Source organism: Staphylococcus sp. EZ-P03 (genome assembly GCF_003344575.1).
GTDB classification, from domain to species: Bacteria; Bacillota; Bacilli; order Staphylococcales; family Staphylococcaceae; genus Staphylococcus; species Staphylococcus simulans_B.
Genome location: NZ_QPMO01000003.1, coordinates 1 through 26600 on the forward strand (window position 1 = coordinate 1; position 26600 = coordinate 26600).

A 26600-nucleotide genomic window follows, 5' to 3' on the forward strand; every position below is an offset into this window, starting at 1 on the left:
CCTGTTCCCATGCCGAACACAGAAGTTAAGCTCTTTAGCGCCGATGGTAGTCGGACTTACGTTCCGCAAGAGTAGGACGTTGCCAGGCAATGACATTATTCCACAGTAGCTCAGTGGTAGAGCTATCGGCTGTTAACCGATCGGTCGTAGGTTCGAGTCCTACCTGTGGAGCCATATGGCCCCGTGGTCAAGCGGTTAAGACACCGCCCTTTCACGGCGGTAACACGGGTTCGAGTCCCGTCGGGGTCATTACATATTGGAGAATTAGCTCAGCTGGGAGAGCATCTGCCTTACAAGCAGAGGGTCGGCGGTTCGAACCCGTCATTCTCCACCATTTTGAATTAAATATTTGTCGGAGGGGTAGCGAAGTGGCTAAACGCGGCGGACTGTAAATCCGCTCCTTCGGGTTCGGCAGTTCGAATCTGCCCCCCTCCACCATCTAATGGGCTATAGCCAAGCGGTAAGGCAACGGACTTTGACTCCGTCACTCACTGGTTCGAATCCAGTTAGCCCAGCCATTAGAGCCATTAGCTCAGTTGGTAGAGCATCTGACTTTTAATCAGAGGGTCAGAGGTTCGAATCCTCTATGGCTCACTGTTGCACCCTAGTGATAGGGTGCTTTTTTATTACACTTTTTTAAGTTTCTCTGAAATCAGTAGAATAGGTTGTACATATTTATGTATTTTCATTCAAAGGAGCAGGGGGATTTATGCTATAATTTAAATGTATGAGAGCTGTTTATCCTAGCGATAAATCGGCTATCATTGTAATTAGGTTACCGGAGGAGATGCTATGGATTTTGGCGGCATTTTTGAAAATTTCAATACGGTAAAGTTAATAACAAGTATTTTAGATTTACTCATTGTCTGGTATGTGATTTATTTATTAATCACAGTATTTAAAGGGACTAAAGCCATCCAGCTTCTCAAAGGAATTATAGTCATTGTATTAGGGCGTTGGGTGAGTGCTGCTTTAGACTTAACTACAACTGCAAGATTGTTTGATATGGTCATCCAATGGGGGTTCTTAGCAATCATTGTGATCTTCCAACCTGAAATCAGACGTGCACTCGAGCAGTTAGGTAGAGGTAACCTGTTTAAACGTTATGTTGGAAGTTCATCACAAGATCAAGAAAAACTGATTAAAGCTGTCAGCGGCGCAATACAGTATATGGCGAAGCGACGTATCGGTGCTTTAATCGTGTTTGAGAAAAAGACTGGACTACAAGATTATATTGAAACAGGCATTCCGATGGATTCAGACATTTCACAAGAGTTATTAACGAATGTCTTTATTCCGAATACACCATTGCATGATGGTGCAATGATTGTTCAAGGAACGAAGATAGCGAGTGCTGCTTGTTATTTACCGCTTTCTGATAGTTCTAAGATTTCAAAGAGTTTAGGAACAAGACACAGAGCAGCAGTTGGTATTTCAGAAGTATCAGATGCGTTTACAGCAATTGTGTCTGAGGAAACGGGATCGATTTCAGTTACCTTTGATGGAAAATTGCGTAAAGATATTTCATCAGAAGTCTTTGAAGAATTATTAGCTGAACATTGGTTCGATACAAGACTTCCAAAGAAAGGTGTGAAGTAAAATGTTTGAGAGCAAATGGGGATTAAGATTTGTAGCATTTGTCTTGGCATTAGCTTTCTTTTTAACCGTGAATAACGTCTTTGGAAATATCTTTGGTACATCATCGTTATCTCAAAATACAACGAGAACTATTCAGAATGTACCTGTAGAAGCTACATATAACAGCAAGAACTTATATGCTTCAGGTATTCCTGAAAGTGTGGATGTTCAGTTGAAAGGTTCGCAATCAAAGGTTTTAAAAGCAGAACAATCAGATGACATCAAGGTTGAATTGGATTTAACAAACACTACATACGGACGTCATAAAATTGATTATGAAATCAAAGGTTTAGACAAGGATGTAGAGGGTACAGTTAATCCGAAACAAGCGACTGTCAACCTTGAGAGAAAAGTCTCTAAAGAAATGACAGTAACCGCTGATGTGAGTGATAAGGATATTGATCCGAACTATCAAGTGAAAAATCAATCAGTGACACCTAAAAAGGTGAAAGTTATCGGCGGACAGCATCAAGTTGAAAAAATTGCTTATTTAAAAGCTACATTTAAAAATGCATCTAATATCAAAGACGATACAACAGATGTAGGAGAAATCGTAGCATTTGATAAGAATTTAAAGAGAATTGATGTTATTACTAAACCAAGCAATGTTAATATTACTGTAGAGTTAAAACCTTACAGCAAGAAAGTAGATATTAAAAAGAAAGTTATCGGTAAAGCAAATTCTAAGTTGAATGCTGATAATGTTAATTTGTCTAAACAACAAGTTGAAATTTTTGGAAATAGAGAAGAGTTAAGTGATATTCAAAGTATTACAGGTGTGATTAATCTGGCAGATTTCGAAAGCTCAGATGAAGCAGGTGTAAGCTTAGAATTACCTGACGTAGTAAAAAAAGCTGACAGCAGCGATATTACAGCTACAGTTTCAGCTAAATAAATAAAGCATTAAAGGAGAATTTTTAAATGGGCAAATATTTTGGGACAGACGGAGTCAGAGGTGTAGCCAACAAAGAACTTACTCCAGAACTGGCTTTTAAATTAGGTAGATACGGCGGTTATGTCTTAGCACATAACGAAGACAAGAAACATCCGCAAGTACTTGTGGGACGTGATACACGTGTTTCTGGTGAAATGCTAGAATTTGCTTTGATTGCAGGCTTGATTTCTATTGGGGCTGAAGTAATGCGTTTAGGCGTTATCTCAACACCAGGGGTTGCGTACTTAACAAAAGAAATGGATGCTGAACTAGGTGTTATGATTTCAGCATCACATAACCCAGTTGCTGACAACGGCATTAAATTCTTCGGTTCAGATGGATTCAAATTATCTGATGATCAAGAAAATGAAATAGAAGCATTATTAGATTCTGAAAACCCAGACTTGCCGCGTCCAATCGGAAATGAAATCGTGCAATACTCAGACTACTTCGAAGGCACTCAAAAATACTTGAGCTACTTGAAATCAACAGTAGATGTTAATTTCGAAGGATTAAAAATCGTCTTAGACGGTGCTAACGGTTCAACATCGCAACTTGCACCATTCTTATTCGGGGACTTAGAAGCAGATACAGAAATCATCGGCTGCAGCCCAGACGGCTACAACATCAACGATGAAGTCGGTTCTACACACCCTGAAGCATTGGCTAAAACAGTTGTTGAAACAGAAAGCGACTTTGGTTTAGCATTTGATGGCGACGGCGACCGTTTAATCGCAGTAGACGAAAAAGGCAATATTGTCGATGGTGACCAAATCATGTTCATCATTGGACAAGAAATGGCTAAAAACCAAGAATTAAACGATAATATGATTGTTTCGACTGTAATGAGCAACTTAGGTTTCTACAAAGCGCTTGAAGAAGAAGGTATCAAATCTAACAAGACTAAAGTAGGCGACCGTTATGTTGTTGAAGAAATGCGCAGAGGTAATTACAACCTTGGCGGCGAACAATCAGGCCACATTGTGTTAATGGACTATAACACAACAGGCGACGGTTTATTAACAGGTGTTCAACTCGCTGCAGTGGTTAAGCTTACAGGCAAACCGCTTAGCGAACTTGCAGAGCAAATGAAAAAATATCCGCAATCATTAATCAACGTACGTGTTACAGACAAATATGCTGTGACAGATAATGCAGATGTAAAAGCAGAAATGGATCGTGTTGAAGCTGACATGAACGGCGAAGGCCGTATTTTAGTCAGACCTTCAGGTACAGAACCATTAGTACGTGTCATGGTTGAAGCAGCTACAGATGAGAAAGCTGAAAGCTATGCACAGCAAATCGCAGATGTAGTTAAAGATAAAATGGGATTAAATGAATAATAACGCAATATAAGAGGGAACCCAGATCGCAACTGAAGCGACTCTGGGTTCCCTTATTTTATCGGACAGACAGTATTGCCTTTTGATGAATCAAATCTTCCAGCAAATCATTATGATTGTAATGTTTGCGTACCATAATTTTACCAGTAACATTTAAGGTAATGGTTTCATTATCTATTTTCAAAATTTGTATTTGAACTTGTTTTACATGGTGGGAGATAAAGGTTTGCGTGATTTCTTGTTGGATTGTATTAGTATATTCAGCTTGAATCAATACCTTTATGGCTTCACTCATATGAAGTGATGAAAACAGTCTATCGTTTCTTAAAAAATATTGTATTGTGACTATCAGAACCGTTGAAACAATGCCTATAAAATAAAGACCTGAACCTAAAGCCATACCGATACCGGAAGTGATCCAAATACCTGCGGCTGTGGTTAGGCCATTAATACTTTGGTGACGAATTAATATAGTGCCGGCTCCGATAAAACTAATACCGCTGACCACTTGTGCACCGATACGAGAAGGATCGAAACTGATATTGTTCTGAGCCAAAATATCATTAAATCCATATTTAGAAACGATTAAAAACAGTGCAGAAGCTGCAGCCACTAAAATATGTGTCCGTATCCCAGCTGCCTTTAGACGCTGCGTTCTTTCATAACCAATGGTGGCGCCGCAAAAAGCAGCAATTACAATACGCAACAATAAATCTAATTGAAACAGCATAACAGACACTCCTCTCTCTATGTATATTATTAATATACCACTAATTATTAAAATAAGACTGAAATGCTTCAAACTTCGAAGTCATTCCAGTCTTATTAGTGTGCATTATTATAATTGAAGATAAACTTGATTGATTTCTTCTGCTAATGCTTCATTGATTTCAGCATATGTTTTTAAGAAATCGATCACACCGTGTTCATTAATATAGTCATTTTTTTTCACAGTTTCTTCATCATTGTCATCTTGGTATTTTAGAAGATACGCTGCTTCTTCTATCAAACCTTCGTGTGCTAAGCCTTTCTCAGCTAAATAGCTGAGTGGTTTAATGATACGATCTTTTGGTCCGATTTTACGCAATGTGCCTCTGCCCACGCGTGTAACATCATCTGAAAGATATGGGTTTTTGAAGCGGCCGATAATTTTTTCAACGTAATCCGCTTGTTCTGATTGAGTAAAGCCGAATTCATCAATAATATATTGACTTGTTTCGCCTAATACTTTACGTAAACCTTGCTCAACATTTTTATCTTCGATTGCTTCTAATACCGTTTTATGACCATAAAATTGACCCGCATATGCAAGGTAGGCATGTCCTGTATTTACAGTCATCAATTTACGTTCGATATAAGGTGTTAAGTCTTCAACATATTTGATGTGTTCAAGTTCTGGACCATACCAAGCGTCTTTTTCTACAACCCATTCAAAGAAAGGCTCTACTAAGACATCTAAAATATTGTCATGAGATTGTTGCGGTACAATACGGTCAACTGCTGAGTTCGCAAAGTGAACCTCATCAGATAGGGGACCAGTAATTGCTAAAACCGCTTCTTTCAACGTATCCGTCGCCATAATCGCATTTTCGCATGCGACTACATTAACAGGTGTTGTTCTTTCTTTTAATGCAGGTGCTAATGATTTTGCGATGATAGGCAACAGATTGACACCCACAGCTGTCGTGATAATATCTGCTTCTAACAAAGCTTGATGCAATTTTTCAGGGTCTTCCATTGAATTGATAGCATCTACATTATGAATCATTGAAGAAGTTTTCGCTTCATCAGCTAAGATGACTTTATATTCATGGTCATTATTCAATGCATCTACAATTGCTGCATTGACATCTGAGAAAGTAACATCAACGTGATTATCTGATAAAATTTGGCCGATAAATCCGCGACCGATATTGCCTGCGCCGAAATGTACTGCTTTCATTATGCGTCAGCCTCCTCGAAGACTGCTTTAATTTCTTCTGCACTTTGTGCATTAAGAATGCGATCTACATTTTCTTCTTCACTGAAAGTGATAGCAATTTTAGATAATAAATCTAAATGTTCGCCGTCTTTACCAGCAATACCAACGATGACTTTCGCTGTTTCGTCTCCCCATTGCACACCTTCAGGTACTTGCAGCAAAGTTAAACCTGATTGTAATACTGCATTTTTAGCTTCTTCTGTACCATGAGGAATTGCTAAACCATTACCCATATAGGTAGAAACAACTTCTTCTCTGTCTTTCATAGCTTGAATATAAGAATCCGTTACAGCGCCAGCATCCACTAAAGCTTGGCCTGCTTTTTCAATTGCTTCATTTTGATCCTTGAATGATTGGTTTAAAAAGATGTTTTCATTACTGAATAATTCTGACATAATTGATCACTCCGTTATTAATATTTGTCTTGCTTCCTTAATAAAAGCCTTCTTCATTTCGTTTGTTATTTCATTTGGATTTTGCATTAATTCATCAATTCTATGCAAATTCCATGTAATAGCGTCTGAGATGGCACTGACTATCGGTGAGGAAGGACTGTCTTCTGGCAAAAACATGCTGATTAAGTAATCGATGTTGACTGTTTTACCATCCTCAGTTACAGCTAAAGGTTGTTTGAGTCGAGTAAATGCAATCATCGGTTGAAGTATCAGCGCATGTTTTAAATGCGGCAAGCCGATGGGGTAAGGGTCTAAGGTGATCGTCCTTGCTCGTCCATAGTCATTCAATACTTTTTTAAATGCTGCTTTATCTTTAATACTTTTATTTTTGACTAATAGTTTGACGAGATAATCTTGCCAATCGGTTACTTTTGCATCTTCAATATAAATGTTGTCGAGTACTGCTAAGTTATCACGTAATGTCTGTATAACCTTATCTTCATCCAAAACATGCACACTTGAAGTTTCTGATACACGGTGCTGGTCTACTTTAGTTTGTGTCTCTAAGTAATTCGCAACGTATTTTACATCTGGTTCAGGCAGTAATGGATTGACTTGAATATAAGGTTCATCAATTTCTAAAGCTAATGTTGAGATGATACCGTCATAAGCTTTTAAATCTAATTGTTTTAAATCGCTTAATGAAGCTTGTTTTGTATGATTGATTGTCGGAAACGTCTGTTCTAAACGTGTTGCTAAAACACGGCTGGTACCAATACCAGAACTGCACACGACTAAAATATCTAAATCCTTTGACTCATTTGCTCTGAGCGAACCGCCGAAATGCAAAACTACAAAGGCTGCTTCACTATCTGGAAAGTAGAGTTTCGGCCAAACAATCGATAAGGCATCGAGCACACTGTCAAAAAGCTTCGGATATTTCTTTCGTATCATCTGTGTTAATGGATTGTGTGTTTCGATGTTAGCATTCAGCCGATTGATTGCAGGAATCAAATGCAGTTTCAAACCAGCAGCTAATGTCGGTTTATCATCAAAATGATAATATGAGCTTTCTTCAACCAGCTGAATCAATGCATTGATTTTTGCGTCACTATCTTGCAATTCATCCGCTTGGTTATCTTCTTGTTTTCGTTTAGCACCGCGCAGATGAATCGTAATAAATGTAATTTCAGCCTTGTTGAATGTCACGTCATAAATTTGCGAAAGCTGCTCGGTTAAAGAAACCGCAATATCATATTCTTGTGTATCTTTGACAGATTGATAAATAGATTCATCAATCGTGACATTCTCGCCATGTTTAATGCGGTCAATACCTAATACGATATGCACGGTTAATGTCAGATAACTGGCTTCTGTCAACGTATAGGGCAGGGCACTTAAATGATCCATCAGTACCCGCTCGACTTGGAAAATATTATCTAATTCCACCATCGAAAGTTGAGAAGCGTTGATAGACTGATAAACAAAGTGGTTTTCAATGACAGAATAAACACTTGTACTATTTAAATGATCTACCATTAAATGACTCAGCATTTCCCGCTTCTTCGCTTCTGAACCTGTTAAGAGGACACCTGCACCGCGTCTGCGTTCTAAAGTGAGTTGGTAAGCACCGGCTTCTTGTTCAAGTTCGTCCAGCAGTTTGGTTAATGTGGACTGTGCTACACAGATTTCATGTGCTAAGCTGTACTGTTTAATCGGTTCTTTGCTTTGAATCAGTGCATATAAAATAATGGTTTTTTGTTCTGCAGTGGTTAAATCTAAAGCAGCATTATGACTGATTTCTGATTGAAGCTGATGCAGTGCTGCTTTAGATGCTTGTAATTGAATGCCTTTATTCGGTACACGTTCAATCGTAATGGATAATTCTGCAAGGTCGTGTTCTAATGTTTTTAATTCACGGTGAATGGTACGAGATGAAACCGCAAGCTGCTGTGCGATTTCATAAATCGTAATATAGTGTCCGTGTGATTTAACAAGTATTTCCAGGATTAATTTCTCTCTGTTGCTTAATACCATGGCTTTCACCTGCAATCTTTAATTTAAGAAACGAACCAGGTGCGTTTATTGGTCTTCTTTCAGATTATTGATCAGTTCTTCATATTTAGGAGAATTTAGGAAGTTATCTACTGAAATATGAATGGCATCTGGTGATTGTTTAATCGCTCTGTCTGTAAGTTTATTTTGTGTAATTACAAGTTGTGCATCGCTAGGCAATTGGTTGATAGCTGTGTTAGTGACTTCAATGTTGTCTAAACCAGCTTTTTTGAATTTATTGCGCAGCATGCTCGCTCCCATAGCACTAGAGCCCATACCCGCATCACAAGCAAAGATGACATGGTCGACATTGCTGTAATTGTGGGCATCCACATCTTCAGTGTTGTATTGCTCTGATAAATCTTCTGCTTTATCTGAAGGTGCAGCTGCTTTATCTTTACCGTTTTGATCTTCTTTTAAATTATTAATTAATTCTTCATATTTAGGAGAGTTTAAGAAATTATCTACTGAAATATGAATGGCATCTGGCGTTTGTTTAATGGCTCTGTCAGTTAATTTTTTCTGAGTAATTACAAGTTCAGCATCGCTAGGCAATTGGTTGATAGCTGTGTTAGTGACTTCAATATTGTCTAAACCAGCTTTTTTGAATTTGTTGCGCAGCATACTTGCGCCCATAGCACTAGAACCCATACCAGCGTCACATGCGAAAATAACATGTTTTACGTTGTTATAGTTATGTGCATCTACATCTTCAGTGTTGTATTTATCTAAGAGGGCAGCGTCATTATCTGAAGTACCGGCAGTTGAAGCGGCTGCTGTTTGTTGTGTAGTTGTGCCTTTATCTTCTTTATTACCACTTAATTTTGATGCTACACTTGATTTCTTGCCTTTCGTAGCTTCCATTTTCGCAGTCGCATCTGCTAAATCTTGTTTAGGATCTTTTGTAAATTTCAAAATTAATGCTGAAACTACAAATGATACAAGCGCTGCTAAAATAACACCGATTAACATTGAAATGAATTCACCTTTAGGCGCATTAATTGCATAAACAATAATGGAACCTGGAGAAGCCGGTGTTTTAAATCCGAAATCTAATAATGAATAAGTTGCTACACCAGTCATTCCCCCAAGAATAACTGCAACGAATAGGAAAGGTCGCATTAAAACATATGGGAAGTAAATTTCATGGATACCGCCGAAGAATTGGATAATCCCAGCACCATATGAAGTTGCTTTTGCAGTACCTTTACCAAAAATCATATAAGCTAATAACACACCGATACCTGGACCAGGGTTAGACTCGATTGTGTAAAGAATCGATTGTCCGACACTTGAAGCTTGATCAGCACCAAGCGGTGTAAACACACCATGGTTAATCGCATTATTTAAGAACACAATTTTTGCTGGTTCAACAATAATGCTGACTAATGGTAATAAATGTGCATGGACTAAAGCTTCAACACCTACAGATAGGATATGCATAATGAATTGCATAATCGGTGCTAAAATTTTAAAGCCTACAATTGTCATGATGAAACCTAAAATACCAGCAGAGAAGTTATTAAATAACATCTCGAAACCTTGCGGTGTTCTAGGTTGAATAAATGCATCGGTTTTCTTCATGAGCCAACCTACTAATGGACCCATAATCATGGCACCTAAAAGCATAGGTGTATCCGGCAGTGCTACAATTACCCCCATAGTAGCTGTAGCTGCAATAATACCGCCGCGCATGTCATGAATTAAACGACCGCCGCTGTATGCAATCAGTAACGGAATCAAGTACGTAATCATCGGGCCTGCAAGTTCTGCTAAATCTTTATTCGGGAACCAGCCATTATCGATAAATATTGCTGCGATAAAGCCCCATGCGATAAACGCACCGATATTCGGCATAATCATACTGCTTAAAAATGAGCCGAATGCTTGGACTTTGCGCCCAATCCCCTTATTTTCTTGTGAATTTGACATTGTCATCCACCTCTCTTAATTTCAATTGGTATACATTCATCTTAAGCCTGACATGGATGTTCAAACAATCTAATCTAAATCGTACTTTGTCATATAGATAGTGACAATTAACAAATAGCCTCATATATATAGTAGAAAACATGTAACAAATTCCAAACTTTTGAAAAATAGTTCATGAAATCGTACTGTAAGCGGATTCATAAGAAGTTTATAGTTGCAATTACAAAATCAGTCATTGTAAAATACTTATATTACATGTAAAAGGGGGACAGAAAGTATTACAAACAATTATAGCGCCCGTACAATTAAAGCTGAACAATTGCACTGATTTATACCTTAAAGCAGAAGGTGTAATAGCATTAAAGCTTGAAATTGTCGACGAGGAAGGCAGTGATCGATTATCGGCGGATGCTGTCTCGGACTAGGTCAGTCGTAAGTTTACAGAGTAAAACATCGAGGCAACTCGATGCACAAAGTTTGTAAACAGACCGAAGTTTATATTTTTAAACGGTACTCATAGCAAGGGGAGAAGTACGCCTTTTTGTATGTGTTCAAGTGAGAAGGGGCCATACAAGGTAAAACAAGGCGTTGGATTTATGGTGCAGTTTTATTCGATTCGTTAATAAATTTAATATAAAACTGAATAGATTCCCCCGTATAGGGTAACCGTTAATGAAACGAAAAACGGAGGAATTGAATTATGTGTGGAATCGTAGGATATATCGGATATGATAATGCGAAAGAAGTATTATTAAAAGGATTAGAAAAATTAGAGTACAGAGGTTATGACTCTGCAGGTATCGCACTTGTAAATGATAACGGTACAAAAGTATTTAAAGAAAAAGGCCGTATTGCGGACTTGAGAAAAGTTGCGGACAGCAGTGATGTAGACGGTACAGTAGGTATCGGACATACACGTTGGGCGACTCATGGTGTACCTAACCATGAAAATTCACACCCGCATCAATCAGCGTCAAAACGCTTTACTTTAGTACACAACGGTGTCATTGAAAACTATGAAGAATTACGTGATGAGTATGTTTCAGACGTTAATTTCTTATCAGAAACAGATACAGAAGTCATTGTACAATTAGTAGAACACTTCTCAAATGAAGGCTTAACAACTGAAGAAGCTTTCACAAAAGTAGTGAAACTATTACATGGTTCTTATGCCTTAGCATTATTAGACGAAGAAGACCACGATACAATTTATGTCGCTAAAAACAAATCACCTTTATTAATCGGTGTCGGTGATGAATTCAATGTTGTTGCTTCAGATGCATTAGCAATGCTGCAAGTCACAAATGAATACAAAGAAATTCATGACCATGAAATTGTGATTGTAAAACGCGACAGTGTTGAAATTAAAGATTTAGAAGGCAATGTACAAGAACGCGATACGTACACTGCTGAAATTGATGCAGCTGATGCTGAAAAAGGTGTTTATGATCACTACATGTTAAAAGAAATTCATGAACAGCCTGCAGTAATGCGCCGTATCATTCAAGAATACCAAGATGAAGCGGGCAGCTTGAAAATGGACGATGCGATTGTAGATGAAGTCGCACAAGCAGACCGTATCTACATTATCGCAGCTGGTACAAGCTACCATGCAGGTTTAGTAGGTAAAGAGTTCATCGAAAAATGGGCAGGTGTACCGACTGAAGTACATGTTGCATCTGAATTTGTATACAACACACCTTTATTATCTGAAAAACCATTATTCATCTACATTTCACAATCAGGTGAAACTGCAGACAGCCGTGCAGTACTTGTAGAAATGAAAAAACGCGGTCACAAAGCATTAACAGTGACAAACGTGCCTGGATCAACATTATCTCGTGAAGCGGATCATACGCTATTATTACATGCGGGTCCTGAGATTGCGGTTGCTTCTACAAAAGCATATACTGCACAAATTGCAGTACTAGCTATCTTGTCTCAAATTGTGGCGAAACGTCACGGTAAAGATGCGACAGTCGACTTGCTTCAAGAATTAGCGAAAGTTGCTAATGCGATGGAAGCTATCGTAGACGATGCAGAATTCATGGAACAAATTGCTAAAGATTACTTAGCAACGACACGCAATGCTTTCTTCATCGGTCGTACAATCGACTACAATGTCAGCTTAGAAGGCGCATTGAAATTAAAAGAAATTTCATATATCCAAGCTGAAGGCTTTGCTGGCGGCGAGTTGAAACATGGTACAATCGCATTGATTGAAGACAATACACCGGTTATCGCACTTGCTACACAAGAGAACGTCAACCTTTCAATCCGCGGTAATGTGAAAGAGGTTGCTGCACGCGGTGCGCATACTTGCATCATTTCAATGGACGGCTTAAACAAACAAGATGACACATATGTTATCCCGCAAGTGAATGAATTATTAACACCGCTTGTATCAGTTGTACCATTACAATTAATCTCTTATTATGCGGCATTGCATCGTGACTTAGACGTAGACAAACCACGTAACTTAGCGAAATCAGTTACAGTTGAATAATAGATGATTTATAAGCTGTCATTCTCTTATGAGGATGGCAGTTTTTTTCATGGCACAAAAGTAGATGAAGGTTGCGAAAAAAGCCTGAAAATGCCATAATCAAGGCGATAACATGAACTTGGAGGAAAAGTAATGGATAATGTGAAAGCGATATTCTTAGATATGGACGGAACGATTTTACAAGAAAACAATAGAGTATCTGAAACTACTACAGAAATAATCAAACAATTACGTCAAAAAGGCTATAAAGTCTTTATCGCGACTGGACGTTCGTTTGATGAAATTGAACATTTAACACCAGAAAATTTTGAAATAGACGGAGTCATCTCTTCGAATGGTACAAGAGGCGATGCAGAAGGCAGCACTATTTTTGAGCATAGTTTAACGTTTGAAGCAGTGACACAAATTGTCAGCGAAGCAAAAGCGCAAAACATTTACTATGAGGTGTTTCCATTCAGCGGAAATCGCATGATTTTAAAAGAAGATGAAGATTGGATTCGTGCTACATGCGAAGGAGATACACCTCCGAATAATGTAGGTATCAGCGAGTGGAATTCACGCAAACATGCACTTGCAGGCAATGTGAACTGGGTGGATGCATTACCTGAGACTAAATTCTCTAAAATCTATATGTTCACACCGGACTTAGAAAAAATCACATCTTTCAGAGAGCATTTAATCGAAGAGCAGCAACAACTTGGAATTACTGTTTCGAATTCATCACGTTTCAACGCTGAAACAATGGCAGAAGGCATTGATAAAGGAACAGGAATTAAAGAAATGATTGAACACTATCACATCGATCAAACTGAAACGTTAGTCATTGGAGACAGTGATAACGATCGTTCTATGTTTGCATTCGGACATTACACAGTCGCAATGAAAAATGCACGTCCTGAAATTCAAGCATTGACTAAAGATGTTACATCTTATACAAACGATGAAGATGGGGCAGCACGTTATTTAGAAGACAATTTGCTGAAATAAAACGGCTTTTACGAAAATTATATTAGATACAAAAAGAGCGTCTGAAGGAGCTGGCAGCTGCCTTCAGACGCTTATTTTCATTGCTTATTTTTTGAATTCATCTGAACGTTGATCAATGTCTTTTTTCTTTGACTCTAAATGATCAAATGTTGTATCAGAATAAGTTTCTTTTTCTGTGTCTGCTTTGTCTTTAGTTTGTTCAACTTTATCTTCAACTTGTTCTTTTTTGTCTTTTGCTGCTTGTTTAGCCTTACGTTCTTTGTGAGATGGTTTTGTTCTTGGTGCAAGGTGGCCGGCAGCTGAATTGAAGAATGCGATAATTGCGTGTGTATTTAAGTAATAAACTGCCACACGAACTAACATCGCAATCACCATTACGATAATGATAAGAACATTAGCGATATTTTGAGACATCGATTTCGTTCCAAGGTTAACGAGTTGAACAATCGGTGTGCTCAAAAGAATAACGATAAAGTCTAATAATACAAGACCTAGTAATAATTTGAACCATGAATGCTGTCCATTCTTCATTGATTTAAATGCTTGTTTTACATCTTTGAATGCACCAGCTTGACGATCTTTAAAGTAAGCGGCAGTGTATGCGACAATGATGTAAGTAATTGCCCAAATGAAGAATGATAAAATCAAGCCTAATATTGTTAAAGCAATTAATTGAACTGCGATGTATGCACCGATATGTTCCATGAAGTAGTTTTGGCCGCCTCTTACTGCGCTGCCGAAAACTGCACTGAATAATTGCGTTAACACGTAGCGGATCAGACTTAAAATAATGATAAACAGCAGTGTGAATAAAGCTAATTTAACTGCTTTTAAGTAACTGCCTTTCTTAAATGCAGAAAGGGCATCTGTAAAACTTACTTTCTCTTTATTGATACCTTTATATATAATATTGATAGCACCAGCAGCTAAATGGTAGCCGGCGAATATAAAGAAAGCAAGCGGCAAGATAACAGCAAAGAGTATCGCAATAATAATTTGCGGTGAAAACTGTTGCGTCATCATAGCCATCATTACGAGTTGCGCTGCCTGAGATAATGGTTGTAAACTGAGTCCAACCAGTAAAATAAAGACAATGAATGTTAGAATACTAAAAACAGCTATTTTAACATTTTGCGGTTTTGCGTTTTGTATTGCTTGTTTATGAAATTTAAACAATGGCTTAGCACTCCTTTGATATGATATAAACACAATATCAAAAAATAGCGGAGTTTCAAATTAAAAAATAAAGATTACAGACAAAATGTTACATTTTGTTTAATAATAAACTTATATGAGGGTGATGACTTTGAAATTTGCAGTAATAACAGATGTGCACGGAAACATGGATGCACTTCAAACAGTACTACGAGATATTGATAGAAGAGGGGATATCGACCATATTTATAATCTAGGAGATATTATAGGTATCGGTCATAATACCAATGAAGTTTTAGGTATGGTGACATCCAGAGATGATATTACGTCTATTGCAGGCAATCATGATGAAGCAATTATGTCTGTGATTAACAAGACACCATATCCAGAAGATTTAAAAGATAAATTCTTAGAACACCATCATTGGATCGCAGAACACTTAAACCCGCAGTACTATGATTATTTAAATGAATTGCCGAGAGAGTTTAAGTTAGATGTCTTCGGACAATCTGTATTAGGTATTCATTATGAAATAGAAAACGCGAAATTAGACCAGCCGATTGATCAAATTCCATTCAGTCCGATTGTCGAGCCGACAGCATCGCATATGGCGGAATTGTTTAAAGATAAAGAAGCGGATTTGATTTTATTCGGCCACAACCATACGCTGCATCATTTTGTTCAAGAAGATACAGCATACTTTAATCCAGGTTCGGTAGGCCTCAACAGAGCACCTTATACAGTCTACGGAATTGTGACGATTACACCTGAACAGTTTAATGTCGAACAAGTCCGTGTGGTATATGATAACGAACGTTTCATTGATGGCTTTGAAACAAAACAAGTACCAGGCAGACAGTTGATTTTTGATAAGTTTATTCAATAAAACAAATTAAACCGGCGACTCAAGATTAGTCTGAGCCGCCGGTTTGTTTCGTATATTTATTTTAAGAGGTTGCGGTGATGTGTTCGCATAATGTTGTTCGGCTATGCGGATTTTCATGCGATTCTAATTGGATGGTCATATGATGAATATTCAATGCATTCAGTTCTTTTTCTATTCGCTGCAGCAAAGCTTCGCATTCTTTAATTGATAAAGTATCGCTGACGACTGCATGGCAGCTGAAAGCATTTAAATCATTGGAAATCGTCCAGACATGACAATCATGTACATTTTGAATAGCTTCCTCTGATTTAACAGTTTCTACGACTTGATCAATATCGATATCTTTAGGTGTGCCTTCCATCAAGATATTAAGCGAATCTTTGATTAAGCCGTAACTGCTTTTAAGCAATAATAATGAAACGAGCAAACTTGCGATAGGGTCGGCAATAGTAAAGTTGAAAGCCCAAATCAATATTGCTGCTGCAATTGCGCCGACAGAACCTAATAAGTCGCCGAGGACGTGCAAGAAAGCACCGCGCATATTGATATTATGCTTTGTATCTCCGCCGCTCAACATCAGCCAAGCGACAACGATGTTGACAATTAAGCCTGTTACACTGATGAATAACATTTCAGCAGATAAGACTTCTTGAGGAGAAGCAAAACGTCTGAAAGCTTCAATCATAATACCGATACTGATGACAAATAAGAGCACACCGTTGAATAAAGCGGCTAAAATTTCAAAACGTTTGTAGCCGAAAGTCATATTCATCGTAGCGTGGCGTTCTGCGTATTTAAATGCAAATAAGGCAAAGCCTAATGAGAACGCATCACTTAGCATATGCACACCATCTGAAAGCAAAGCTAAACTATTTGCTATGAAACCTCCGATTAATTCAACGACCATAAATGCGGCTATGATGATAAATGATAGTGTTAAGACACGTTTGTTGTTAGTATGCACATGGTTGTGATGATGGTGATGTGCATGTTCATGAGAATGGCTCATAAGCAATCTTCCTTTCTAATCAACAGGATGTTCTGCATGGTGTATAGCTTGTGCTAAAAGCGTTACGACATGTTGATCATCGAGCATATAAATTTTGGATTGGCCTTGGCGCTGATCTTTTACAAGTTCAGCATGACGAAGGATTTTCAATTGATGCGATACATTCGATTGAGAAAGTCCCAGGGTATGACTGATATGTCCGACACTGCAAGGCCCTTGTTTTAATAGATGCATAATTCGGATGCGGTTAGGTTCGCTTAACGCTTTGAAAATATCAGTGACTTGCGCTAGTGTCCGACTGCTTAATTCATGATTTGACAAGCTTACCACTCCTTAAATTAATATATGAACATTTATTCATATATTAATTTACAACGTTGTGCATACGAAGTCAATAGCGCAATTTGTACAGCTGTTTCAATAAAGCGATAGAGGGAAAAGTTCAACTATGATAATAAATTAACAGGAGTGATGGACTTGAGTATTTTAGTATTAGGTTCAAACGGGGGTGTCGGCAAGTTTATCGTTTCAAAATTAAAAGATGCTGATCAAAATGTCACTGCAGCTTATCGTAAAGATGAACAAGTTGAAAAAGCGGAAAAAGAAGGCTTAGATGCAAAAAACGTGGATGTTGAAACAGACAGCATTGAAACATTAGCTGACAAATTCAAAGGCTATGAACAGCTTGCCTTTTCAGTGGGTTCAGGCGGCAGTACTGGTGCGGATAAAACGATTATTGTCGACTTAGATGGTGCTGTCAAAGCGATTGAAGCCAGCAAGAAAGCAGGCGTAAAGCACTTCGTGATGGTTTCTACATTTGATTCAAGAAGAGAAGCTTTCGATGATTATGAAGCACTTAAGCCCTATACTATTGCAAAACACTATGCGGATAATCATCTGCGTGATTCTGGATTAAACTATACGATTGTACATCCGGGTGCATTACTTGATGATGCTGGAACAGGGAAAGTTGAAATTGAAAAATTATTTGATGAAGGCGGTTCTGTTCCTAGAGAAGATGTTGCGGCAACCATCGTTGAAGTATTAACTAACAAGCAATTCCAAGGCGGCGAATTCCAAGTTATTGCTGGAGATCAACCGATTCAAACAGCTTTAGAAAACTTCTATAAGTAAACTTTAAATAGTATGTCATTATGTTAAAGGAAGGTCAGTAGTATCTGGCCTTCTTTTTTAATAAAAGCGAGTCAGAAAGCGTTTGTATTTGTTATAATTGAATGGATAATAAAGTGGAGGTCAAAGTTCGGATGAAAATTTCAAAGACAAAGATATATGAAAAAATTGCCGACATCTTGTTAGAAAAAATTAAATCGGGCGAGTATGCGGTCGGAGACAAATTGCCTTCCATTCAAGCGCTTGCTAAGGATTATGGTGTAAGTGTGGCTTCAGTACGTGAAGCTTTCAATGCGTTAAGAACAATAGGAGTTATTGAAATCAAACAAGGGTACGGCACATTTGTGACCAAACAAGAACCTGTCTTTTTTGATTTAGACGATACTTCGCTGACAAGAAAACAAATTGAAGATTTATTAGAACTGCGGGAAATCGTGGAGCTTGCTACGGTGAAAAAAGCAGCTGAATTAAGATCAGAGGAAGATTTAAAAGCATTAGACGCTGCATTAGGATTAATGCAAAAAGCAGTGTCTGACGGAACATCAGGGGAAGCGGCTGACTTGCAGTTTCATCTTGCTGTAGCAAAAGCAGCACAAAATGACATGTTGTTTGATTTACTGAATAATATTTCAGACGTTATTCAAGAAACAATGAAAGAGACACGTAAAGTGTATCTGTTTGATAAAGAAAAAGCGCTGCTTCGTTTATATGAAGAACATAGAAAAATTTATCTTGCAGTTCAAGAAAAAGATGCTGTACAAGCGCAGCAGCAAATGCATGAACATCTCGAAGAAGTACGTGATACGATTTTGCAGAACATCAAAAACAAATAAGATGAAATTATATGGAACAAGTCTCTATAATGAGGCTTGTTTTATTTTATTTTGTTTAAAGCAGAATAAAAGTGAAAAAAGTTTGAACAAAATGTTAAACATCTGATGACTAGATGATTAAAGAGCGCTATAATGTACGAGTAATCTTTTCTATTCTTAAATTAAGCAGCAGACGTTGTGGGGATGCCTGTTGGGGTTTTAATGGTTTAAGCAATAGGAATCATTAAATTTAATCGGGCTCACGCGTTCACAAGTTTTTGCGAACGGGGAAAGGGTGTAAAAAATGAAAGTCAGTTTATTCTCAACTTGTTTAGTTGAAGCTTTCCATACACGTATCGGTGTGGCTACTGTGGAATTGCTGGAAAGATTAGGCTGCGAAGTAGATTATCCTGCTTCACAAATCTGCTGCGGACAACCTGCATTCAACTCTGGTTATTTCGAAGATGCAAGACAATCAGCTAAACAAATGATTAAAGCATTTAAAGATTCAGAATATGTCGTTGCGCCATCAGGTTCTTGTATTACAATGTTCAAACATTATCCAAGTTTATTCGAAAATGATCCTGTGATGCATAAAGAAGCGGTTGCACTTGCAGATAAATCATACGAACTTACACAATTTATTGTTAATGTCTTAGGTATTACAGATGTCGGAGCGTCGCTTAAAGGCAAAGCAACACTTCATCCGTCATGTCATATTACTAGAATTTTAGGAGTAGTTGATGAACCTAAACAATTATTAAGCAATGTCAAAGGTCTAGAATTGGTCGAATTGCCTAAGTATTATAATTGCTGCGGTTTCGGCGGTACATTTGCGGTTAAAATGTCAGATGTATCCAGTGAAATGGTAGATGAAAAAGCACATTGTGTAGATGAAACAGGTGCAGATTATTTAGTAGGTGCAGATGCCAGCTGCTTAATGAATATTGAAGGCCGTTTGAAACGTATTAAAAGCAAAGTGAAAGTACTTCATATTGCTGAAGTATTGAATCATCAGCTTGAAGGGGCGGTGCATTAAGATGGGTATGCGTATCGGAGATAAATCCTTTAAAGATGCTTTTAAAATTGAAAAGCAGAATAAATTTATGCGCGGTGCTGTAAGCTCAGCACAAGATGGTTTGCGTGTGAAAAAACTAAAAGCACAAGAAGAACTTGGAAATTGGGAAGAATGGCGCCAGTTATCCGCTGAAATCCGCCAACATACATTAGAAAACTTAGATTATTATTTAAATCAGCTTTCTGAAAATGTAGCGAAATTAGGCGGTCACGTCTACTTTGCAGAAACTAAAGAAGAAGCTTCTGCTTATATTGCAGATGTAGTGAAAAAGAAAAATGCGACAAAAGTCATCAAATCTAAATCAATGGTAACTGAAGAAATTGAAATGAACCATGCACTACAAGATATCGGTGCTGAAGTTGTAGAAAGCGACTTAGGCGAATTCTTGCTTCAAATCGACCACGAAGATCCGCCTTCACATATCGTAGCACCGGCACTGCATAAAAACCGCGGTCAAATCCAACGTGTATTAAATGCTAAAGAAGGCTACCAAGGCAGCGATGATCCGACAGAAATGGCGAGATTTGTACGTAAAATCATGCGTGAAAAATTCTTGGCAGCTGAAGTAGGGGTAACAGGATGCAACTTTGCTGTAGCAGACAGCGGAAGCTTCTGCCTTGTAACTAACGAAGGAAACGCACGTATGACAACTACTGTACCTAAAACACAAATTACTGTAATGGGTATGGAACGTATTGTACCGTCATTCAAAGAAATGGAAGTATTAGTCGGTATGCTTTCACGCAGTGCAGTAGGACAAAAATTACCAAGTTATGTGACTACACTTACAGGCCCAAGAGGAGAAGGAGAAATTGATGGTCCGGAAGAATTCCATTTAGTTATTGTTGATAACGGTCGTTCTTCTATTTTAGGTACACAATTCCAAGAAATCTTGCAATGTATTCGTTGCGGTGCTTGTATGAACGTTTGTCCGGTTTACAGACATTCAGGCGGCCACAGCTACGGTTCTATTTATCCAGGACCAGTCGGTGCAGTCTTATCACCATTGCTTGGCGGCTATGAAGAATATGGACAATTACCATATGCATCATCACTATGTGCAGCATGTTCAGAAGCATGTCCGGTTAAAATTCCGCTTCACGAACTCTTACTTAAACACCGTCAAGTCGAAGCAGAAGAACTCAAAAAATCTGCTTTAGGAGAACGCTTAGTCATGAAAGGGTTCGGTATCGGTACAACTAAACCGCATCTCTTCCAATACAGTATTAAAATGGCAGGACCTGCACTTAAACCGTATGCCAATAAAGACGGCTGGGTAGAAAAAGGTCCGAAACCATTACATGCTTGGACACAATCCAGAGATTTCCCAACACCTGAAAAAGAACGTTTCAGCCACTGGATGAAAGCACACTTGAAAGAGAAAGAAGGGGAAAACAAATGACTGGATTAATTTCTAATAAAGAAAAGTTCTTAGCAAACATTCAAAATGCTTTAGAACGCAAAACACCAGCAAACGTAGTTAAACCTGAATGGTCAGTACAACCGCAATATAAAACTTTGGCTGACTTAACACCCGATGAACTCGTGGATCATTTAGAACATGAATGCGAACGCATCCATACTGTGTTCAAAAAAACTACAAAAGCTAACTTAAATGAGATTTTAAGAGCTACTATCAAACAATTCGGCGGCAACCCTGTTGTCAGATTTGATGATCCGCGCTTTACTGAATATCAAGTGGACTTAAGCGAATTCAATACAACTGTTTGGGATGAAGCACAACCTGAACAAAGCAAACGTGCAGCACAATCTGCACAAGTCGGTATCACTTTCAGTGATTACTGTCTAAGCGAGAGCGGTACTATTGTTTTATTCTCAGGCAAAGGACGCGGACGTGCAGTCAGCTTAATGCCTGAAACATATATTGCTATCATTCCAAAATCAACAATCGTGCCAAGATTTACACAAGCAGCAGATGGTTTATATGATAAAAACCAAGAAGATGCACGCTTCCCATCTTGCGTCAACTTCATTACAGGTCCATCCAATTCTGCAGATATCGAAATGAACTTAGTAGTAGGGGTACACGGTCCGGTAAAAGCAGCTTATATCGTTGTAGATGATATTTAATTTTGATTCAAAACACAAAGAACCGAACAAAAACACATGATGTTTTTCGTTCGGTTCTTTTTCCTATTTAAAAGACCTAGGCTTTTCCAGGGCCTAGGTCTTATGCAAATTTTTATGAAATGGAGCCGCATCAGCAACTCTTTCGACATTAATCATATTAATTACCTTATGTAGCAAATGTTAAGTTATTATTAACATACTTCTATTATAAGGGGGGAAGCCTGACCAATACAAGTAATATTTGAAATAATTTGTAAAATAATTTGAGTGATAATTGTTTTAAAGATAAGTATGAGAACAATAGAAGTAATACATGGAAAATGACATTCTTTGGTTTTTAACTTTTGTAAATATTTTAAGTATACTACCACCTTGAAGAAAATATTGTTATAATATCTTAGATAACGCTATCATGATGAATTCCATAAGAATGGTCGAATAAACAACCGATACATAATCAAGCATAGAATGAAATAATAATGGAGGTGCACGGATTTATGCCATTGTTTTTAGACCCGATTTTTAAAGAAAGAATCTGGGGCAGTGATCACTTAACGCAATACGGTTATCAATTGCCTCATGCAAACGTGGGTGAAATATGGGCTGTTTCTGCACATCAAAATGGTGACAGTGTCATTACTGACGGGCCATTTGAAGGTCGAACATTAAGTGAGGTTTGGCGTGAACATAAAGAATTATTTGGAGATTTCCCGAGTTCTGAATTTCCATTAATGGTTAAAATGATTGATGCACAAGAAGCATTATCTGTACAAGTTCATCCTGATACAGCTTATGCTTATGAACATGAAGATGGAGATTTCGGAAAGAAAGAATGCTGGTATATTATCGAAGCAGAAGAAGGTGCGGAGATTATTTACGGCTTGAATACAGATTCTAAAGAAGATTTTATCCGTGCTTTAGATAATGAGGAACATCATAATCTATTCAAACATATTCCTGTCAGTGCAGGCGACTTTTTCTTTGTGCCGAATGGCATTGTACATGCGATAGGCAAAGGAATTGTGGTATATGAAGTCACACAATCTTCTGATGTTACGTATCGTATCTATGATTATAATCGCAGAGATGAAGCGGGCCAGGCACGTGAAATGCATATCGAAAAAGCTAAAGATGTTGTAGAAGTGCGTGCTGACAGTCCGAATGTGATTCCGGAAACTGAAATTATCGATAACCATAAACGTACATCATATATTAATAATGATGCCTTTACGGTTGTGAAATGGGAAATTACAGGTACGCTGAGTTATATGAAGCCGAGAGAATTCTGCCTAGTGACCGTGCTTTACGGTGAAGGCGAATTGATTACGGATGGCGATGTATTTTCAATTCGTCCCGGAAGCAGCTTTATTTTAACGTCAGAAGACTTGGATAATATCTTTAAAGGCGACTTAACTGTGATGATTACGTATGTATAAAGAAACAGAGGTGTAATGGCATGCGAAAATTTTTATATATTACATTGATATGCGGTATTTTATCAGGTGCAGGCGTATTTATGAATTTCCCACAGTATCCTAATTTATTGATCCCCGCCGGTTTTTCGATTTTAGGTATCTTATGTGTATGTGTAACGATACCGGACAAGCAAACCAGCAATATGTTGAAATTCGGAGGATTTTTAATTAATTTTATGCCGCTGATGGCAATCATATTTATGCCGAAATAATAAGTCTGACTTGTATCAAAGCGATGCATTTTATATAAATGTTTAGAACAAGATTTGCAATATAGGGTTGAAGCGGACAGCTGCGATAAGGGTATATTGCACTTAAATCAATTTATAAATGAAGAAGGAGCAGTATCATAATGACTGAAGAAACAAACTATTTCTGGTTGAACTGCGGTTTTAATCGATGGAATCATAATGAACCCTTAGTCGGACAAACGACTTTGTTTGAATCAGGGGCACAATTCAATCCTACGCAAGGTTTTCGTGCGTTTAAAAAAGCGAAAGCCGGTGACAAGGTCATCTTTTATCAAGTACAAACAGATGCAGGATTGCTCGGCAGCGGTGAAATCATTAGTGTACAAACAGGTGCACAACATAAGATCCGTGTACAATTCAGATTAACAGAAGCATTGAAGCCGCTGACTGCAGATTATTTAAAACGCAGCGAACAATTAGAGTTTCGCATTAACAATATGAAAGAAACGTTGTTCAATCAAATTACAAAAGAAGAATTTGATTTAATCGAACAATTAGGCAAAGGCACAACGAAAGTGCCAAGATATTTCTTCTTGGCAGAAACGCTGGACTTTGAACCAGGAGAAACCTATACCATCTTTACACATACTTATAACGGCATTAAGCGTAACGGTTATCACTATTATACGCAGCTTGAAATCGGAGATAAAATTGTCTTTTACAACCGTAATGCGGATCATTCAGTCATCGGTTTAGGCGAAGTGACGCAGCATATTCGCGAATTGCCTCCGATTCCCGGACGTACAAACAGTACTGCCATCGAAGTTCGTTATGATGAAGACATCAACCCGGTGAATTTAACAACATTAAATAAACATCCGAGACTTAAAAACTTATATTACTTGCAAGAAAATGCGAAACAAGCTATTGCGAGTATGTCGCAGGCACAATTTGATGCGATTATTGAAATGAGTAAGAATGACGGCATGAAGCCGCAATTTGAAGCCATCCGCAAAAATAATGTGGTAAATCATCTAGATGAAGAAATCAAACCATTTATTCTGCTTGTGATTCAAGATAAGGATCGTGCAGAAGGCTTGAAAGCGGCTGAAAACCTGCTTCAAAAGACCAATGCGAAACCAGTGATTACAACAGGGCATCCTGATTTCACTGAAGATATGCTTTACGGCAAGTATTTACCGAACGAAGCAGGCGCATTGTATTACAGAGAAGGCTTTATTACGGAATTAATGCCGAGAACTGATCGCAGTTATTTAGTCATTGATAACTTTAACCGTATCGACCCGGATATTTTCCAAACATTCATTAATGTATTAGAAGGCTATGAAGTGACATTACCGCGCTATAATAGAGACGGCTCAATGGTTAAATGGTCTAAAAATAAAGATTCCTTCTATCATTTCAATCCTAACTGGCATATTATCGGTGTCACATATGATGATTTAGAAACCATTAAACAAAAGTACTCAGAACAGTTCTTAAAGTATGCGCGTATCGTAAAAGTTAATCACGATTAAGCATGACTAATTAATCATTTCAGACCTTAGGCAAATTAAGTGTACCTAAGGTCTTTGTTATGGAATTAAACAGATCAAACGTATCAATTAAGTACGTCTCCTTTAAATCTTCAGCACAACGGGTAAACTATAATTACAAGCAATTAGAGAAAAAATAATAAGAAAGGAGCGTTGATGACATGCCGATAATTTATTATGACGGCAATTGTGTTTATTGCTACAACTATGCGATATGGCTGATTAGACACGGCTTATCGAAAAGTTATGAATTTGCGACATTAAAAGGACCTTCCGGAGAAGCATTGCAGCGTCAGCATCCAGGGGTCTTAGAATTAAATACTGTCGTGCTGCAAGAAGGCGTTCGGCTTTACTTTAAATCAACCGCAATTGCGAAATTATTAATGTCGCTCACAGAAGAAAAATGGCTCGGGCTGGCACTGACATTGGTTCCAAAACCTTTGCGTAATCTAGGTTATAACTTATTTGCAAACAACAGAGATAAAATGTGGCATGCAACGTGGCAGAAGCCTAGCGACTATGAACGTTCATTCTTTATAGATTTGCCTGACAAGATTAAAAAAGAATATGGCTGAAATTAAAATTCGGCTCTGTATTAAAACGATAAAAAGTTTAATTGAGAATGGAAATGCATATTCAGGTATTTTCATTCTCTTTTTTAGTGACAGCACAAGCAATTCTGTACTCATTCCTTATATGCATAACAGGTACAGAAACGGGTAAAACTAAATAGGGCAGTAAAATGACAGCTCAGAGTTCTAAATTAGAATTATTTTAAATTAAGGCCTAAACAGCTTTACAGATTAGAATGATTATAATATAATAGTTATTACAAAGAGAGAACGATAACTAAAGGAGCGATTATTTTTATGGCAAACAAACAAGATGTAGTAGATGTACTCAATGAACAAGTAGCAAACTGGACAGTGTTATACACTAAAATCCACAACTTCCATTGGTTTGTGAAAGGACCTCATTTCTTCTCTTTACATGTTAAATTTGAAGAATTATATAATGAAGCAAGCGAACACATTGATGAATTAGCTGAACGTATTCTAGCAATCGGCGGCAGCCCAGTTGCGACAATGAAAAAAAGCTTAGATGCAGCGATTGTTGATGAAGCTGAAACTGAAAAAACTGCAGAAGATATGGTGGCTTCAATTTCTAAAGACTTCACAAATATCTCTGAACAACTTGAAAAATCAATCAGTGTTGCAGGAGATGCAGAAGATGATGTATCACAAGATATGTTAATCGCATTACAAACTTCAGTTGATAAACACAACTGGATGTTCCAATCATTCTTAGGAAAATAATAGAATTTATTAATAATTGAAGATGAAACGTTGAAATAGGGGCTGGGACATTAATGTGACTCAGAACCGAAAACAGGAAGATTTTCATGATAAAAAATGAAAAATCTTCCTGTTTTAATTTTAAATAGA

The 26600-nt window shown here is 37.8% G+C and carries 24 protein-coding genes, 6 tRNA genes and 1 rRNA gene; 23 read left to right on the forward strand and 8 right to left on the reverse strand.

The window, feature by feature from the left end; translation table 11 throughout:
* The 10 genes from rrf to glmM all read left to right on the forward strand — a co-directional run.
* Nucleotides 1–88 (forward strand): 5S ribosomal RNA (gene rrf / locus DVJ99_RS01690); the annotation flags it as partial.
* 11 nt (nt 89–99) lie between these two features.
* Nucleotides 100–174 (forward strand) — tRNA-Asn (locus DVJ99_RS01695).
* A 3-nt stretch (nt 175–177) separates the two neighbouring features.
* Nucleotides 178–249: transfer RNA gene (locus DVJ99_RS01700), tRNA-Glu, on the forward strand.
* A 9-nt stretch (nt 250–258) separates the two neighbouring features.
* Nucleotides 259–334: transfer RNA gene (locus DVJ99_RS01705), tRNA-Val, on the forward strand.
* 20 nt (nt 335–354) lie between these two features.
* Nucleotides 355–438 (forward strand) — tRNA-Tyr (locus DVJ99_RS01710).
* A 5-nt stretch (nt 439–443) separates the two neighbouring features.
* Nucleotides 444–518 (forward strand) — tRNA-Gln (locus DVJ99_RS01715).
* Nucleotides 519–521: 3 nt separating this feature from the next.
* A tRNA-Lys gene (locus tag DVJ99_RS01720) sits at nt 522–594 on the forward strand.
* A 198-nt stretch (nt 595–792) separates the two neighbouring features.
* Nucleotides 793–1599, forward strand: a complete 807-nt coding sequence (gene cdaA / locus DVJ99_RS01725; protein WP_114602907.1) for a diadenylate cyclase CdaA — start codon at nt 793–795, stop codon at nt 1597–1599.
* Between the two features lies 1 nt (nt 1600).
* Nucleotides 1601–2533 (forward strand): CdaR family protein, encoded by a 933-nt coding sequence (locus tag DVJ99_RS01730; protein ID WP_114602908.1) that lies wholly within the window; start codon nt 1601–1603, stop codon nt 2531–2533.
* 26 nt (nt 2534–2559) lie between these two features.
* Nucleotides 2560–3915, forward strand: coding sequence for a phosphoglucosamine mutase (glmM, locus tag DVJ99_RS01735; protein ID WP_105994380.1), 1356 nt, complete (start codon nt 2560–2562; stop codon nt 3913–3915).
* A gap of 58 nt (nt 3916–3973) precedes the next feature.
* On the opposite strand, the gene DVJ99_RS01740 is transcribed toward glmM, so the two are convergent.
* From DVJ99_RS01740 to DVJ99_RS01760, 5 genes are all read right to left on the reverse strand, one after another.
* A complete protein-coding gene (locus DVJ99_RS01740; RefSeq protein WP_114602909.1) occupies nt 3974–4645 on the reverse strand; it encodes an MgtC/SapB family protein in 672 nt (223 codons plus the stop codon).
* A gap of 108 nt (nt 4646–4753) precedes the next feature.
* Entirely contained in the window at nt 4754–5857 is a 1104-nt protein-coding gene (locus DVJ99_RS01745) for a mannitol-1-phosphate 5-dehydrogenase (protein WP_114602910.1), read from the reverse strand.
* Nucleotides 5857–6291: a PTS mannitol transporter subunit IIA gene (locus DVJ99_RS01750; protein ID WP_114602911.1), complete on the reverse strand. Its 435-nt coding sequence runs from the start codon at nt 6289–6291 to the stop codon at nt 5857–5859. The genes DVJ99_RS01745 and DVJ99_RS01750 overlap by 1 nt, the downstream gene beginning before the upstream one ends.
* A 6-nt stretch (nt 6292–6297) precedes the next feature.
* The gene (locus tag DVJ99_RS01755; protein WP_114602912.1) at nt 6298–8328 is read right to left on the reverse strand and encodes a BglG family transcription antiterminator; all 2031 of its coding nucleotides are present in this window, start codon (nt 8326–8328) and stop codon (nt 6298–6300) included.
* 45 nt (nt 8329–8373) lie between these two features.
* A complete protein-coding gene (locus tag DVJ99_RS01760) occupies nt 8374–10278 on the reverse strand; it encodes a PTS mannitol transporter subunit IIBC (protein ID WP_114602913.1) in 1905 nt (634 codons plus the stop codon).
* Nucleotides 10279–10978: 700 nt separating this feature from the next.
* Between DVJ99_RS01760 and glmS the strand changes: the two genes are divergently transcribed.
* Together glmS and DVJ99_RS01770 are read left to right on the forward strand one after the other, a co-directional pair.
* Nucleotides 10979–12784, forward strand: a complete 1806-nt coding sequence (gene glmS / locus DVJ99_RS01765) for a glutamine--fructose-6-phosphate transaminase (isomerizing) (RefSeq protein WP_105994374.1) — start codon at nt 10979–10981, stop codon at nt 12782–12784.
* Nucleotides 12785–12916: 132 nt separating this feature from the next.
* On the forward strand, nt 12917–13771 hold the full coding sequence (locus tag DVJ99_RS01770) for an HAD family hydrolase (protein ID WP_114602914.1): 855 nt from the start codon (nt 12917–12919) through the stop codon (nt 13769–13771).
* Nucleotides 13772–13855: 84 nt separating this feature from the next.
* Here DVJ99_RS01770 and DVJ99_RS01775 read toward each other — a convergent pair whose 3' ends face one another.
* Nucleotides 13856–14947, reverse strand: a complete 1092-nt coding sequence (locus DVJ99_RS01775; protein WP_114602915.1) for a hypothetical protein — start codon at nt 14945–14947, stop codon at nt 13856–13858.
* 130 nt (nt 14948–15077) lie between these two features.
* Here DVJ99_RS01775 and DVJ99_RS01780 point away from each other — a divergent pair, with 130 nt between their 5' ends.
* The gene (locus DVJ99_RS01780) at nt 15078–15812 is read left to right on the forward strand and encodes a metallophosphoesterase family protein (protein ID WP_114602916.1); all 735 of its coding nucleotides are present in this window, start codon (nt 15078–15080) and stop codon (nt 15810–15812) included.
* Nucleotides 15813–15873: 61 nt separating this feature from the next.
* Here the strand turns inward: DVJ99_RS01780 and czrB are convergent, their stop codons facing one another.
* Together czrB and DVJ99_RS01790 are read right to left on the reverse strand one after the other, a co-directional pair.
* Nucleotides 15874–16821 (reverse strand): CDF family zinc efflux transporter CzrB, encoded by a 948-nt coding sequence (czrB, locus tag DVJ99_RS01785; RefSeq protein ID WP_114602917.1) that lies wholly within the window; start codon nt 16819–16821, stop codon nt 15874–15876.
* A gap of 15 nt (nt 16822–16836) precedes the next feature.
* Nucleotides 16837–17142, reverse strand: coding sequence for an ArsR/SmtB family transcription factor (locus DVJ99_RS01790; protein ID WP_105994370.1), 306 nt, complete (start codon nt 17140–17142; stop codon nt 16837–16839).
* 156 nt (nt 17143–17298) lie between these two features.
* On the opposite strand from DVJ99_RS01790, the gene DVJ99_RS01795 reads away from it, so the two are divergent.
* From DVJ99_RS01795 to DVJ99_RS01840, 10 genes are all read left to right on the forward strand, one after another.
* On the forward strand, nt 17299–17955 hold the full coding sequence (locus DVJ99_RS01795; protein ID WP_114602918.1) for an SDR family oxidoreductase: 657 nt from the start codon (nt 17299–17301) through the stop codon (nt 17953–17955).
* Nucleotides 17956–18086: 131 nt separating this feature from the next.
* Entirely contained in the window at nt 18087–18785 is a 699-nt protein-coding gene (locus DVJ99_RS01800; RefSeq protein ID WP_114602919.1) for a FadR/GntR family transcriptional regulator, read from the forward strand.
* A gap of 283 nt (nt 18786–19068) precedes the next feature.
* The gene (locus tag DVJ99_RS01805) at nt 19069–19803 is read left to right on the forward strand and encodes a (Fe-S)-binding protein (protein WP_105994367.1); all 735 of its coding nucleotides are present in this window, start codon (nt 19069–19071) and stop codon (nt 19801–19803) included.
* Between the two features lies 1 nt (nt 19804).
* Nucleotides 19805–21244, forward strand: coding sequence for a LutB/LldF family L-lactate oxidation iron-sulfur protein (locus DVJ99_RS01810; protein WP_114602920.1), 1440 nt, complete (start codon nt 19805–19807; stop codon nt 21242–21244).
* A complete protein-coding gene (locus DVJ99_RS01815) occupies nt 21241–21933 on the forward strand; it encodes a LutC/YkgG family protein (RefSeq protein ID WP_114602921.1) in 693 nt (230 codons plus the stop codon). Before DVJ99_RS01810 ends, DVJ99_RS01815 begins: the two co-directional genes overlap by 4 nt.
* Before the next feature lie 497 nt (nt 21934–22430).
* On the forward strand, nt 22431–23369 hold the full coding sequence (locus tag DVJ99_RS01820) for a type I phosphomannose isomerase catalytic subunit (protein WP_114602922.1): 939 nt from the start codon (nt 22431–22433) through the stop codon (nt 23367–23369).
* A 20-nt stretch (nt 23370–23389) separates the two neighbouring features.
* On the forward strand, nt 23390–23620 hold the full coding sequence (locus tag DVJ99_RS01825; protein WP_105994363.1) for a hypothetical protein: 231 nt from the start codon (nt 23390–23392) through the stop codon (nt 23618–23620).
* A gap of 140 nt (nt 23621–23760) precedes the next feature.
* Nucleotides 23761–25137, forward strand: a complete 1377-nt coding sequence (locus tag DVJ99_RS01830; RefSeq protein ID WP_114602923.1) for an EVE domain-containing protein — start codon at nt 23761–23763, stop codon at nt 25135–25137.
* A 179-nt stretch (nt 25138–25316) separates the two neighbouring features.
* Nucleotides 25317–25730 carry a thiol-disulfide oxidoreductase DCC family protein gene (locus DVJ99_RS01835; RefSeq protein WP_114602924.1) on the forward strand — a complete coding sequence of 138 codons (414 nt, stop codon included), beginning with the start codon at nt 25317–25319 and terminating at the stop codon, nt 25728–25730.
* 294 nt (nt 25731–26024) lie between these two features.
* A complete protein-coding gene (locus DVJ99_RS01840) occupies nt 26025–26471 on the forward strand; it encodes a Dps family protein (protein ID WP_105994360.1) in 447 nt (148 codons plus the stop codon).
* The last annotated feature ends 129 nt before the right edge of the window (nt 26472–26600 follow it).

What these genes read in the sequence shown, in the direction of transcription:
- cdaA (WP_114602907.1), top strand. Translation starts at nt 793, where the DNA reads ATGGATTTTGGCGGCATTTTTGAAAATTTCAATACGGTAAAGTTAATA.
- glmM (WP_105994380.1), top strand. Translation starts at nt 2,560, where the DNA reads ATGGGCAAATATTTTGGGACAGACGGAGTCAGAGGTGTAGCCAACAAA.
- DVJ99_RS01805 (WP_105994367.1), top strand. Translation starts at nt 19,069, where the DNA reads ATGAAAGTCAGTTTATTCTCAACTTGTTTAGTTGAAGCTTTCCATACA.
- DVJ99_RS01770 (WP_114602914.1), top strand. Translation starts at nt 12,917, where the DNA reads ATGGATAATGTGAAAGCGATATTCTTAGATATGGACGGAACGATTTTA.
- DVJ99_RS01835 (WP_114602924.1), top strand. Translation starts at nt 25,317, where the DNA reads ATGCCGATAATTTATTATGACGGCAATTGTGTTTATTGCTACAACTAT.
- DVJ99_RS01760 (WP_114602913.1), bottom strand. Translation starts at nt 10,278, where the DNA reads ATGTCAAATTCACAAGAAAATAAGGGGATTGGGCGCAAAGTCCAAGCA.
- DVJ99_RS01825 (WP_105994363.1), top strand. Translation starts at nt 23,390, where the DNA reads ATGCGAAAATTTTTATATATTACATTGATATGCGGTATTTTATCAGGT.
- czrB (WP_114602917.1), bottom strand. Translation starts at nt 16,821, where the DNA reads ATGAGCCATTCTCATGAACATGCACATCACCATCATCACAACCATGTG.
- DVJ99_RS01745 (WP_114602910.1), bottom strand. Translation starts at nt 5,857, where the DNA reads ATGAAAGCAGTACATTTCGGCGCAGGCAATATCGGTCGCGGATTTATC.
- DVJ99_RS01800 (WP_114602919.1), top strand. Translation starts at nt 18,087, where the DNA reads ATGAAAATTTCAAAGACAAAGATATATGAAAAAATTGCCGACATCTTG.
- DVJ99_RS01740 (WP_114602909.1), bottom strand. Translation starts at nt 4,645, where the DNA reads ATGCTGTTTCAATTAGATTTATTGTTGCGTATTGTAATTGCTGCTTTT.
- DVJ99_RS01755 (WP_114602912.1), bottom strand. Translation starts at nt 8,328, where the DNA reads ATGGTATTAAGCAACAGAGAGAAATTAATCCTGGAAATACTTGTTAAA.
- DVJ99_RS01810 (WP_114602920.1), top strand. Translation starts at nt 19,805, where the DNA reads ATGGGTATGCGTATCGGAGATAAATCCTTTAAAGATGCTTTTAAAATT.
- DVJ99_RS01820 (WP_114602922.1), top strand. Translation starts at nt 22,431, where the DNA reads ATGCCATTGTTTTTAGACCCGATTTTTAAAGAAAGAATCTGGGGCAGT.
- DVJ99_RS01840 (WP_105994360.1), top strand. Translation starts at nt 26,025, where the DNA reads ATGGCAAACAAACAAGATGTAGTAGATGTACTCAATGAACAAGTAGCA.
- DVJ99_RS01730 (WP_114602908.1), top strand. Translation starts at nt 1,601, where the DNA reads ATGTTTGAGAGCAAATGGGGATTAAGATTTGTAGCATTTGTCTTGGCA.
- glmS (WP_105994374.1), top strand. Translation starts at nt 10,979, where the DNA reads ATGTGTGGAATCGTAGGATATATCGGATATGATAATGCGAAAGAAGTA.
- DVJ99_RS01750 (WP_114602911.1), bottom strand. Translation starts at nt 6,291, where the DNA reads ATGTCAGAATTATTCAGTAATGAAAACATCTTTTTAAACCAATCATTC.
- DVJ99_RS01830 (WP_114602923.1), top strand. Translation starts at nt 23,761, where the DNA reads ATGACTGAAGAAACAAACTATTTCTGGTTGAACTGCGGTTTTAATCGA.
- DVJ99_RS01815 (WP_114602921.1), top strand. Translation starts at nt 21,241, where the DNA reads ATGACTGGATTAATTTCTAATAAAGAAAAGTTCTTAGCAAACATTCAA.